We start from the raw sequence: 10,631 nt of genomic DNA on the forward strand, positions 1-10,631 counted from the left end.
GACGACGACCCTGCTGGCGTCGCATTCGAACGGACAAGGCAACACAGAAAAGCCCCCCTTGCATACCGCCTGCCAATGACTGTGACGCTGCCGACCGAGGCCGACGACTGGGCCGCCGCGTGGCGCGACCGGATAAACGACCGGTCCGAGTTCGCCGACAGCGCCGACGGCTTCACCGCCGTATTCTGTTTCGAAATCCGTGCTGACGACGCCTATACCGGCGAACCGATACAGTTCGTCGTTGTAATCAAGGACGGTGTCTGTACCGCCGCTGGGACGGTCGCGGACCCCGAGTACGACTTCGCGTTCCGTGGTCCCTACAGTCAGTGGGTCACGATGCTGCAGGGCGACCTCGATATCTCCGCCGCGGCGATGGACGGGACGTTCGACGTCGAGGGCGATACGATGCGGCTGCTGCGCCGCCAGGACACCATCGCCGAGATGGTCGCGGCGGCACAGAACGTCGACACCGAGTTCGAGCACTGACCGACGGGCTTTTGTCCGCCCGCTTGGCCTACACGGGTATGCTCGACAAACTCGGTGCGGTTGGTATCGGCGGCATCGTCGTTTTGCTCGCCGGCATCGGTCTGGTCGCGTGGAAGGCACCCATCGTCGCCGTCGGCATCGCTCTCGTTGTCGGGGGCCTCGGACTGGTCGTCTACGGCCTCGTCACGAGCCTGCTCGGCGCGTTCGGACTCGGCGGCGGCATGGGCGGTATGGGTGGCGGCGGCATGGGCGGTGGCGGTATGGGCGGCGACGGCATGCCCTGAGGCGGAGACGACTAACAGGCGGTGTCCGCATCAATATCGAACTCGAACCGTGCACCGCCGTGTTCTCCTGCTGTGGCACGTACTGTCCAGCCGTGGGCTTCGGCGATTGCCCTGACGATATAGAGACCGAAGCCGGTCCCATCAGCCGCCCGTGACGCGCCCGGTTCGAACACCCGCTCCCGTTCGTCGGGAGCGATTCCCCGGCCGTCGTCCTCGACCGCGAAGCCGTCGGGCGTCGGCACGACACGAACTGTTATGCCGGTCGCGTCACCGTCGCGTTCCTCGTCAGAGCCCCGTTCGTCGCGTTCAGGACCGTGTGTGACGGCGTTGGCGAAGACGTTCTCGAACAGTCGGAGCAATCGCTTTGCGTCGGCTTCGACCAGTATCGACGGCGGCGGTTCCAGCACTGCACTGCCGGTTTCGACGTGGTTCCACGCTGTCGTCGCCACGTCGGCGATATTGATGGTCTGCTTGTCGGCCGCCAGCGCTCCCTCTCTGGTCGCGGTTCGCATATCGTCGATGATGGCTTCTAACCGCCCCAACCCGTCTCTGGCGGCGTCGATACGTTCGGGCGACAGCTCCTCGGCAGCGAGTTCGAGGTGGCCGCTGGTGACGGCAAGCGGCGTCCGGAGGTCGTGTGCTAGCAGGTCAGCGAACTCCGTGAGCCGCTCGTTCTGTCGCTGGAGATGCCACTCCCGTTCGCGACGGGCAGTGATATCGCGGCCGACACCGCTGAATCCCTGGACTGTGCCGTCGTCCGCCGTGAGAAGCCGGCCGCTGAGTTCGAACGTCACGACTCCCTCCGTTGTCTCGGCCCGCGCCTCGACGGTTGCTTGCCCCGCGTCGAACACCTCCTCGATGGCTGCTTCAACGGCTGGACGGTCCTCCGCGACGAAGAAATCGGTCGGGTCCGTTCCCGACAGTTCGCTATCCGTCAGGCCGAACAGCTCGTTCAACCGGGCGTTCCAGTAGCAAGCTTGCCTTCGGTGTCGTAGACGTAGAAGACGTCGTCGAGCGTCTCGAGTGCGGCCGCCAGAACGCGACACTGGTCTTCCATGTAAGGGATACGCTCCCAATGGACATAACTACGCAGTACCGGCGGCTGGTCGTCGGGGAGAGACACGCTGAACGGGAGTTCGCGGCTGCGGTCCTGTCAACTGGACGCCAGTACAGCGTCTAGTTCTCGCTCGTCGGTCGGTCAGCCCGGTGTTCGCTGATTATCTGGTCGACCATCTCGGCGTTCTGTTCCTTCCGGCGGTCGGCGGCGCGCTCTTCCCAGTCCTCGATTGCCGCCTCGATTTCGCCTTCGCGGGCGACGGCCAGTTCGTCCACTTCCTGCACGGTGACCATCTCCGCTGGCGCGACGGGGATGTCGTTGTCGAACAGGACCTGGTCGGCTATGTCAGAGAGATTCCCGTTTCGGAGAACGATTTTCGGGTCGATATCCGCCAACTGCTGGGCCGTCGACCGGCCCGCGCCAGACGCGTCCCGGAACATGATGATGTCGTCCTCGACGAGGCCGAACCGCTCGTCGGCGTCGGCGATGGCGTCCCTGGTGAACTGCTCGACCACCTTGACCGGCGTCAGACCCTCCTGTTTCTCCGAAACGTCGGCGAAGTTCGAGTGGTCGAGCTTCCACAGCGCCTTCAGCCGTTCGAGCTTGTCAGCCAGCGCCTCGCGTTTCTCCTCTTCCGCCTCGACTTTGCGTTCGAGGGCCTCGTTGCGCCGCTGGAGCCGCGTCACCTCGCGGTCTTTCCGGACTTCGCGCCGGCCCTCGCTGCGGGCCTTCTCCAGCTGTTTGTCCTTCTCGGCGAGCTGGTCGTCCTTGCGCTTGATCGTCTCCTTGAGGTCGTCGACGTGTGATTCGAGCCGTTCGATGCGGGCGTTCAGCCGCTTGATCTCCTTCTCGTCGTCGGTGAGCTCCCGGGGCTCGTGAGCCGTGTCCTCTTCGGCCTCGCCGTCGTCGTCTTCGAGGTCACGCAGCACCGTCTCGACGCTCTCTTCGCCGGCGACGACGCGGTCGATGACCGGCCCCACGTCGTGCTGTGGCGGCACCTTGCTCGCGACGCGCTCGAACTGGTCGGCGTGGTGATCGAAGGCGTAGAGGGCGGCGGCCATCGCGTCGCGCTCGTGGTCGTTGTCGTAGGCTTCCTCGCGTGTCCGGTGTTTCTTCTCGTCGACGGGCAGGTCCGTATCGGGCTCCCAGCCGGCAGCGCTGAACGAGCGCCGGAGTTTCTCGACGGTCTCGGGCATCGGCGTCACGTCGGCGGCGACGACGACGGGCCGCCCGCGCTCGATAATCCACTCCGTCGTCGCGGCGGTGCCGTCGGTTCGCGAGGAGTATACATCCAGTACAGTGCCGTCGAGGGAGACGATGGCGACAGCCGTCGTTGTCCCGGGGTCGACGCCGACGACGACGTGGTCGCGCCGTTTCGCCAGCGGCTTGAACTCGATGCCGTCCCGCCGCTGGCGCTCGATTTCGACGCGTGTGTCGCCCGAACGCGCTCTCGATACAGGGATGTCCTGCGGTCGTGCCGACACCAGAAAGACGGCGTTCGAGAAGCCGCCGTACTTCTCGGTCACGTCCCGCTCGTACTCCAGACCGGCCGCGTCGAGTTCGGACTCGATTTCACGGGCGCGCTTCCGGACCGCGCCGTGGATGCGTCGCGTGTAGCGGTCTTCTGACCACCCACCTTTTCCGGTCGAGCGGCCCCGCGAGACCTTCACCTCCGTCGTATCGGTAAACGCCGACACTTCCTGACCGACGTTGGCGGCGGCCAGCCGGGCCGCGGCCTCGGCCTCCTCCATCGGGTCCTTGCCGTAGGGGACGCCGTGGCGCTTGGCGACCCGTGAGAGCGGTTCCGGTCGCTCGTCGCCTGTCACCTGCACCAGCTTCGTCTCGTCGGGGAGCGACCCGAGAACGTGGATCAGGGCGTCCTTGTCCTCGGCGAGTTCGTACATGTTGTCCGTCGCGACGATGGCCGGCTCCTCGTCCTCGATACGCCGGCGGAGCTTCCGCCGCGAGACCACGTCTCGCTCGACTGATTCCCCGTCGAAGACCACCAGCGCGTACGACGGCGCGTCGCCGCGCACGTCGCCGCTCTGGATGTCGACACCGAAGACGACTGCGTCGAGCGCTGCCGTGCGGTTCACGAACCATGGTAGGCGACGGTCGACTATAAATCCGTTCCGGGCTAGCAGTATGGGCACTGTTTCGGTACGTGAGTGAGACTTCGAACAGCCAGAAAGCCCCACCCAGCGTGGATTGTTCAACTGGCTTGCGGAGGGGGTTATTGTTCGGGATCGTTGACCCCAACACCTCTTATCAGGGCGCTCCGACGGCCCACTATGACCATCCCTCGCTACGCCGCGAGAGAGACTTCGGAGGTAGGTCGGCATGGTATCTGAACGGGAGAAGATGCTCGCGGGCGAGCACTACGACGCGAGCGACCCGGAACTCGTCGCGGCTCGCGAGCGCGCGAACGAACTCACCCGGGAGTACAACCGGACCGATCCATCGGACACCGACACCAGACAGGCACTCATCGAGGACCTGTTCGGCTCCGTCGGTGCGGACTGTCACGTCGAACCGCCCTTCCGGTGTGACTACGGCGACAACATCCACGTCGGCGAGGGCTTTTACGCGAACTTCGACTGCGTCGTACTGGATGTCTGTCGGGTCGATATCGGCGACGACTGCCTGCTCGGGCCGGGCGTCCACATCTACACCGCGACGCATCCGCTTGACCCGGAGGAACGACGTAGCGGCGTCGAGTACGGGAAGCCGGTATCCATCGGTGACAACGTCTGGATCGGCGGCCAGGCGGTCGTCAATCCGGGCGTCACCATCGGCGACGACGCCGTCGTCGGTTCCGGCGCGGTTGTCACGGACGACGTCCCTGCCGGCGTCGTCGTCCAGGGGAACCCCGCATCGGTCGTGCGGGAGATCGAGGAGTGACAGCCCCATGTAGTAGCCAGGGCTGAACAGACGTGGCCCGTCGCGGGGTTCTTCGCGCTGTGGCACGTACCGATTGTATGGACACCACGACCGAAGATACGGACACTGCGACCGAAAACCGCGTTCGGACGGTCGAAACGCGGGACGAACTCGACGACGTGCTGGCGACGGCCGACCGCGTACTGGCGATGGTCCGGACAAGCGGCTGTACAATCTGCAAGTCGATGGAGCCGATACTCGACATCGCCGCGAAAGCCACCGACGCGACAGTCGTCGTATTCAATCCCAAACGCGACCTCGATGCCGTCGACGCGTTCGACGTGCGGAGCGTCCCGACGTTCCTGCTGTTTGCCGACGGGGAGCTTATCGACCGCCGTGCCGACGGGTTCGTCCCGGCCGAGGAGCTAATCGAGTTCGTCGAAAGCGGGTCGGAATCGGACGCGTGAACCGAGTGGCCTTCTCACACTGAGACAACACTTATGTCCCCGCTTGTCGAAGCGCTCCCTTGATGGCCCTCCAAATCGGCTCCGTCCTCGAAGAGGCGGGGTATCGGCTGTTCAGTCGTACCGGCGCGATACTACTCGTAGCGTTTTTCGCCCTGATGGCTAGCTTTCAAGCACTGTTCAACACGATCGTGGCGACGACCTACACCAGGATGGGATACGGCGAGATCGCCGCAGCCCTGCCGCTGACCCTCGACATCTCGCTCAATGTCGCTGGTGCCGGTATCGCCATTGGCTCTGTGGTCTCACTGTATCTCACCATCGTGTCTTTCCGGACGTTCGCTGCCGGAGCGCGTGACAGTTTCCCCACGGGAGCGCTCACTCGGAACGTACCGCTGGCGATGGTGAACGTGTTCGTCGGCGGAATCGTCTACAGTCTACTGGTGTTCATCGGGTCGGTCCTGCTCCTCATCCCTGGCATCTTCGCCTACGTCGCGTTCATCTTCATGATGCCGTACGTCATCGTCGAAGACCGGAACTTCGTCGCGGCGCTCAAAGAGAGCTATCGGCTCACCGAGGGCAACCGGCTGGCGCTGTTCGGACTGCTGTTAATTGTCGGTACCGCCGCGGCGCTCGTCGGCGGTGTCATCGGATTCGTCGGCGCGCTGGCGCTTTCGGGGCCGACTTCGCAGCTTCCGACCATCGTCATCCAACCACTGGCGTCGCTGTACGGCACGGCGATTATCGCGGTCGCGTTCGAGCAACTCCGTGAGCGTGACGGGAGGCCGCCGTCGGCCCCGAGCGAGGACGATACGTCGATGACCGCGCTCTGACTGGAGCTGCTGGCCGCTGTTGTCCCCCGGGACTACAGCGCCACTCTATCGGACCGTGACTGTCTTATCCGTCCAGTTTCCTACCGGGAGCAATGCGACGGCATCGGATCGGAACGAGCCTGTACGCCGGCGTGCTGTTCGTCGTCCTCGGGACGCTCGCGTGGGCGAGCGGCCAGCCGTTCATTTTCCCGAGTCTGGGCCCCTCGGCGTTCATCCTGTCCTTCCAGCGGAACGGCGACCGGACGGACCTGATAAGCGTCGTCGTGAGCCATCTCATCGGCGGCATCGCGGGGCTGGTCGCGTACAGCCTGCTTGCCGGCGGTGTCTCGCTGGTCGCGGATCCGGCCGCGTTCTCGACGGACGGACTCCGCCTCGTCGCGAGCGCGACGCTCTCGATCATCGCCACGAGCTGGGGGATGATCGCCACCGACACGGTCCACGCCCCGGCCTGTGCGACGACGCTCATCGTCTCCTTAGGGTTGCTCTCGACGCCGCTGCAGGTCGCAGTCATCGTCGTCGGTGTCGGCGTTCTCGTCGCGTTCCACGCGCTCGTGCTGTCCGCCTACCACCGGGCTATCGGCTCGTCTCGCGCGGGTCCGGTCGATGTCTGATATGCCAGTACAGGCCGCTATCCGCTGTGTCTCATTCGTCTGCCAGTTGCACGGTCAGCACCGGCACCGGCGATTCGCGGACGACCGTCTCTGCAACGCTGCCGATGAGATAGTGGTCCAGTCCGGTCCGGCCGTGGGTCCCCATCACGACGAGGTCCGCCGGAATCTCCGTGACGGCGTCGACGATTTCCGTCTTCGGGACGCCCTCTCGCTGTGTGGTCTCGACCGAAACGTCGTCGGGTAGCTCGGCGACGGTCGCTTCGATGGCCGACCCGGCGCGCTCCCGCTCCGCCTCGATCCATGCGTCGGTCGAGAGACCGCTCGACGGGCTCTCGAACCGGTTGCGGGTGTCGACGACCGAGAGGACGTGGACTGTCGCGTCGAACCGACCTGCAATCGTTCCGGCATGCCTCGCGGCCGCACCGATACCGTCGCTGCCGTCGGTCGGGAGGAGGATCGTATCGTACATCGTCTTAGACACCACCCGTCGCCATCAGGAACAGCGCTACGGCGATGACTGCGAACAGCCCGCCGACGAACTTCTTGATGGTCCCGGTATCCAGTGCGGTCGAGACGTACGGTGCGATCTGGCCGCCGGTGACGGTCGCGGGCACGGTCCAGACGACCATGTTCCACGGCGTCGACGCGAGGTCGATGGAGTGTGCGCCCGGAACGAGGCCGCCGCCGAAGACGTGGACCAGCGAGGCCAGAACCGCTGTCAGTGCCACAACGATGTGGTTCGTGCCGATGGCGACCCGGACGGGGACATCCGTTCGGAGCATCGAGATGATGCCCAGTTCGCCGACGCCGAAGCCGGCCAGTCCCTGGAAGACGCCGCCGATGCTGTAGTTCGCGAAGCGTTCGAGATAGCCGCCGCGCGTGTAGCCGTAGTCGTTGCCGTCGCGGTCGACGCGCGTCACTGCTCCGTCGTCGGCCGTTTCGACGCCGGCCGGGCCGAGCTTGTTGTCGTCGTCGGGGAGTGTCGCGTCGCCCCCATCAGCCGATACCTCCGGGTCACTGTCGCCTGCCGTGCCCGGCTCCTCGTGGCCGAGGTCAGCCTTGAAAAGCAAGTACGACGCCGCCAGCAGAGCGATGCCGAGCAACGCGTGAAACAGCGGCTCCGGGATGACAAACGACAGCAGCGCGCCGGCGATGACAAAGGGCACGCTCCCGAGGACGAGGCTCAGCGCGAGCCGTCGGTCGACGAGCCCGTACTGGATAAACGCGAGTGCGGAACTGGAGAGGCCGAACGATTCGCTGATGAGTCCGACCTTCACCAGTGTCTCCGGTGTCAGCGTCTCTCCGGCTAGTAGCGGGAAGATGAATATGAGAAACGGAACGAACAGGGCCGACCCGCTGATACCGACCGTGTTGACGATGGTTGCACCAGTGACGAAGGCGATACAGAGCCACCAGTACTCGAACCAGTAGCCGGTGCCCGCGTCCGCGGGCGTCGGTGCGGCGGTGTACACACCGACGACGAACAGCAGTGGTGCCAGAAACACGAAGACGTGCTGGTACTTGAGAAACCCCTTCTGGAGTCGACTGGACGGTGACGACGTGGTCATTGACGCGTGAAGCCAGCATTGTTAATTATCGCTTAAATCCCTTGTTGTCTGTACTTGTTTCAAAAATGATGGCATAAATACGCGAAGACGGCAAAAACACACGAGGTCTCCGGTGGCCTAATATCCCTAATATTTATTTCACAGCCCGTGGTAACACATATCGTTATGAGTTTTCCAGAGGGACCGATGGAGTCGGGCGGCCGGTCGAGTTACGATGAAGACGTTTCTGCCGACGCCGCGGACACAGACGGACTCTTTGGAGCCTTGCGACGGTTCTCGAAGCGGTGGTCCCGCCGCTACATCGAGATGCGTGTCGACGCGCTCGAAAGCCGCTGGGACTGATCGGTTCGACATTTCGCCGCGTTCCGGAAAAGGACTATACTGTCCCCGCCGCAGGGACGGACATGGATATCGCTAGAATCGCTGTTCACGAGTCAGTTGCGAAGGCCTGTCCGCTGGAGGCGATGGTCGCCGCGCTACAGGGGCTCGGCGTCCCTGTCGAAGTTGTCGGCGACGACGCAACCTTCGATACCAGTGACTGCGTCGTCACGTTCTCTCCGCGGGAGGCGTTTCTGGACGCCGCCTGGGTCCACGGCATCCGTGCGGGCTACGACGAGTTCGACGTGGACGCCTACGAGGCGGCCGGGACGGTACTGACGAACAGCACTGGTATCCACGGCGACACCGTCCCGGAAACCGCCGTCGGCTATCTGACGGCGTTTGCTCGCCGTCTCCACGTCTACCGGGACCGACAGAGCGACGACGACTGGACGCAGGAACCGTACGACGCGCCGTTCACGCTGACTGGCGAGCAGGTATGCGTGGTCGGTCTGGGCACCATTGGCCAGGGAATCGCTGACCGGGCCGACGCGCTGGGGATGGAGGTCGTCGGCGTTCGCCGCTCCGGTGACCCCGCCGAGAACGTCGAGCGCGTGTACACACCCGACGAACTGGACGCCGCCGTCGCCGACGCACGCTTCGTCGTGCTGTGTTGTCCGCTCACCGCAGAAACCGAAGGCATGGTCGACGCCGCTTTGCTCGCGCAGATGCGGGCCGACAGCTACCTCGTCAACGTCGCCCGTGGGCCTGTCGTCGTCGAGGACGCGTTGCTGAACGCGCTCGACGACGGGACGATTGCCGGGGCAGCCCTCGACGCCCACTGGGCGGAACCGCTGCCAGCGAACCATCCGCTCTGGAACCACGAGTCAGCCATCGTGACGCCACACGTCGCCGCGTCCACGAGTCGGTATCACGAGGACATCGCAGCACTCGTTGAAGAAAACATCGAACGGGTCACACACGGCGAACCACTGCGGAACCGCGTCGCGTAAGTTCGCTTCCTGCTATTCGAGTACAGCGACCGGCTGCGCCGCTCAGGTGCCTTCGACCAGCCGTTCTAGCTGCTCGGGCGGGACCGCGCCGCGGGCGGCGTGGCCGTCGTACGCGAACGTCGGGACGCCGGTGATGCCCTGGCGCTTGGCCGCCGTGAACTTCTCGCGGACCGCAGACCGGAGCCGTCGTCCGCGAGCGCCGACCGGATCTCGTCGCCGTCGACGCCCGCGTCCTCGGCTAGGTCGACCAGCAGGTCCTCGTCGCCGATATCCTGCCCGTCCTGCCACAGCGCCTCGAAAACGGCCACGTCGAAGGTCAGCCACGTCTCGTAGTCGTAGTGCTCCTTGACGTAGTAGGAGGCGATCTGGGCGGGCAGCGAATCGATGTCGGTGGCGATATCCAGATCCATCTCGACGCCGTACTTATCCTGGAGCCGACGGACGCCCTGCTTGGCCTGTTCGTAGTAGTCCTCGTCCTTGCCGTCGTCGACGGAGTGATCGATGGAGCCGTCGGGGTTGCGCTTCCCGCTCCGGAGGTCGAAGGGGTGCCAGTCGACCTCCAGTTTCTCCTCGCGCGTCGACTGATACTGCCTGAGCGATTCGCGTCCGAGATAACAGAACGGGCAGACGTAGTCCGAGAAGACCGTGATCCGCTCGCTCGACTGTGTCTCACTCATACGTCCGGGTATGCGTTGCTCGCGGTTAAACGCGGTCACCGTCTGTGTCGACACAGCGCACGACCGACCGGCCCGCTACGCGCCGTCCCCGATGGTCTCCACCCGGGAGACGAGGTCGTCGACGTCCGCTGCGAGCAGCATCACGCGGCCGTCGGTACCCACGCCCTCGCGGCCGACGACGGCGACCGGCGTTCCGTCGCTGGTCCCGAACGCCCGGTCGACGCCCCACTGTGCCGTGGCGTCGTCGGAAACCCCGTCCGGGCGCTCACCGGGGTCGTACGCAGCGACGCGGCCGTCCAGCGACGCCAGCGCGTCCTCGACGGCGTCGGTCAGCCGGCAGTCGACGGCGAACCGAATCGCCGGGTCGTGCTCCCGGGCGGCCAGGAGGGCGCGAGCCACCGTCGTCGATGCGCCAAAGCGGACGCCGCGGTTCGGCCGGA

The 10,631-nt window shown here is 65.0% G+C and carries 13 protein-coding genes and 1 pseudogene; 8 read left to right on the plus strand and 6 right to left on the minus strand.

The window, feature by feature from the left end; genetic code table 11:
• Positions 1–75 precede the first annotated feature (75 nt).
• Together GJ630_RS14740 and GJ630_RS14745 are read left to right on the plus strand one after the other, a co-directional pair.
• Complete coding sequence (locus tag GJ630_RS14740; protein WP_014041519.1) at positions 76–486, plus strand: SCP2 sterol-binding domain-containing protein; 411 nt, start codon at positions 76–78, stop codon at positions 484–486.
• 38 nt (positions 487–524) lie between these two features.
• Entirely contained in the window at positions 525–770 is a 246-nt protein-coding gene (locus GJ630_RS14745; RefSeq protein WP_004590621.1) for a hypothetical protein, read from the plus strand.
• 11 nt (positions 771–781) lie between these two features.
• On the opposite strand, the gene GJ630_RS14750 is transcribed toward GJ630_RS14745, so the two are convergent.
• Complete coding sequence (locus GJ630_RS14750) at positions 782–1,726, minus strand: HAMP domain-containing sensor histidine kinase (RefSeq protein WP_252718826.1); 945 nt, start codon at positions 1,724–1,726, stop codon at positions 782–784.
• Between the two features lie 220 nt (positions 1,727–1,946).
• A complete protein-coding gene (locus GJ630_RS14755) occupies positions 1,947–3,923 on the minus strand; it encodes a DUF460 domain-containing protein (RefSeq protein WP_371727673.1) in 1,977 nt (658 codons plus the stop codon).
• A gap of 244 nt (positions 3,924–4,167) precedes the next feature.
• Here GJ630_RS14755 and GJ630_RS14760 point away from each other — a divergent pair, with 244 nt between their 5' ends.
• The 4 genes from GJ630_RS14760 (at position 4,168) to GJ630_RS14775 (ending at position 6,615) form a co-directional block, all read left to right on the plus strand.
• The gene (locus GJ630_RS14760) at positions 4,168–4,728 is read left to right on the plus strand and encodes a sugar O-acetyltransferase (protein ID WP_191450185.1); all 561 of its coding nucleotides are present in this window, start codon (positions 4,168–4,170) and stop codon (positions 4,726–4,728) included.
• A gap of 77 nt (positions 4,729–4,805) precedes the next feature.
• The gene (locus tag GJ630_RS14765) at positions 4,806–5,174 is read left to right on the plus strand and encodes a thioredoxin family protein (RefSeq protein WP_191450187.1); all 369 of its coding nucleotides are present in this window, start codon (positions 4,806–4,808) and stop codon (positions 5,172–5,174) included.
• A 62-nt stretch (positions 5,175–5,236) separates the two neighbouring features.
• Positions 5,237–6,004 carry a glycerophosphoryl diester phosphodiesterase membrane domain-containing protein gene (locus tag GJ630_RS14770; RefSeq protein ID WP_014041514.1) on the plus strand — a complete coding sequence of 256 codons (768 nt, stop codon included), beginning with the start codon at positions 5,237–5,239 and terminating at the stop codon, positions 6,002–6,004.
• A gap of 92 nt (positions 6,005–6,096) precedes the next feature.
• Positions 6,097–6,615 (plus strand): HPP family protein, encoded by a 519-nt coding sequence (locus GJ630_RS14775; RefSeq protein WP_014041513.1) that lies wholly within the window; start codon positions 6,097–6,099, stop codon positions 6,613–6,615.
• A 31-nt stretch (positions 6,616–6,646) separates the two neighbouring features.
• Here GJ630_RS14775 and GJ630_RS14780 read toward each other — a convergent pair whose 3' ends face one another.
• Together GJ630_RS14780 and GJ630_RS14785 are read right to left on the minus strand one after the other, a co-directional pair.
• A complete protein-coding gene (locus GJ630_RS14780; protein WP_191450189.1) occupies positions 6,647–7,084 on the minus strand; it encodes a universal stress protein in 438 nt (145 codons plus the stop codon).
• A 4-nt stretch (positions 7,085–7,088) separates the two neighbouring features.
• Positions 7,089–8,183 carry a sulfite exporter TauE/SafE family protein gene (locus tag GJ630_RS14785; protein WP_191450191.1) on the minus strand — a complete coding sequence of 365 codons (1,095 nt, stop codon included), beginning with the start codon at positions 8,181–8,183 and terminating at the stop codon, positions 7,089–7,091.
• Positions 8,184–8,348: 165 nt separating this feature from the next.
• On the opposite strand from GJ630_RS14785, the gene GJ630_RS14790 reads away from it, so the two are divergent.
• Together GJ630_RS14790 and ddh are read left to right on the plus strand one after the other, a co-directional pair.
• On the plus strand, positions 8,349–8,525 hold the full coding sequence (locus GJ630_RS14790; RefSeq protein WP_014041510.1) for a hypothetical protein: 177 nt from the start codon (positions 8,349–8,351) through the stop codon (positions 8,523–8,525).
• Positions 8,526–8,587: 62 nt separating this feature from the next.
• On the plus strand, positions 8,588–9,514 hold the full coding sequence (gene ddh, locus GJ630_RS14795) for a D-2-hydroxyacid dehydrogenase (protein WP_191450193.1): 927 nt from the start codon (positions 8,588–8,590) through the stop codon (positions 9,512–9,514).
• Between the two features lie 42 nt (positions 9,515–9,556).
• On the opposite strand, the pseudogene GJ630_RS14800 reads toward ddh, so the two are convergent.
• A pseudogene (locus tag GJ630_RS14800) lies at positions 9,557–10,191 on the minus strand (DsbA family protein).
• Between the two features lie 75 nt (positions 10,192–10,266).
• On the minus strand, positions 10,267–10,631 hold a 365-nt coding region (locus GJ630_RS14805), incomplete at its 5' end, for a thiamine-phosphate synthase family protein (protein ID WP_305794213.1).

This window comes from Haloarcula sp. CBA1122, assembly GCF_009741785.1.
GTDB classification, from domain to species: domain Archaea; phylum Halobacteriota; class Halobacteria; order Halobacteriales; family Haloarculaceae; genus Haloarcula; species Haloarcula hispanica.

Coding starts and splice junctions, on each gene's coding strand:
- GJ630_RS14740 (WP_014041519.1), top strand. CDS start 76: ATGACTGTGACGCTGCCGACCGAGGCCGACGACTGGGCCGCCGCGTGG.
- GJ630_RS14745 (WP_004590621.1), top strand. CDS start 525: ATGCTCGACAAACTCGGTGCGGTTGGTATCGGCGGCATCGTCGTTTTG.
- GJ630_RS14760 (WP_191450185.1), top strand. CDS start 4,168: ATGGTATCTGAACGGGAGAAGATGCTCGCGGGCGAGCACTACGACGCG.
- GJ630_RS14765 (WP_191450187.1), top strand. CDS start 4,806: ATGGACACCACGACCGAAGATACGGACACTGCGACCGAAAACCGCGTT.
- GJ630_RS14770 (WP_014041514.1), top strand. CDS start 5,237: ATGGCCCTCCAAATCGGCTCCGTCCTCGAAGAGGCGGGGTATCGGCTG.
- GJ630_RS14775 (WP_014041513.1), top strand. CDS start 6,097: ATGCGACGGCATCGGATCGGAACGAGCCTGTACGCCGGCGTGCTGTTC.
- GJ630_RS14780 (WP_191450189.1), bottom strand. CDS start 7,084: ATGTACGATACGATCCTCCTCCCGACCGACGGCAGCGACGGTATCGGT.
- GJ630_RS14785 (WP_191450191.1), bottom strand. CDS start 8,183: ATGACCACGTCGTCACCGTCCAGTCGACTCCAGAAGGGGTTTCTCAAG.
- GJ630_RS14790 (WP_014041510.1), top strand. CDS start 8,349: ATGAGTTTTCCAGAGGGACCGATGGAGTCGGGCGGCCGGTCGAGTTAC.
- ddh (WP_191450193.1), top strand. CDS start 8,588: ATGGATATCGCTAGAATCGCTGTTCACGAGTCAGTTGCGAAGGCCTGT.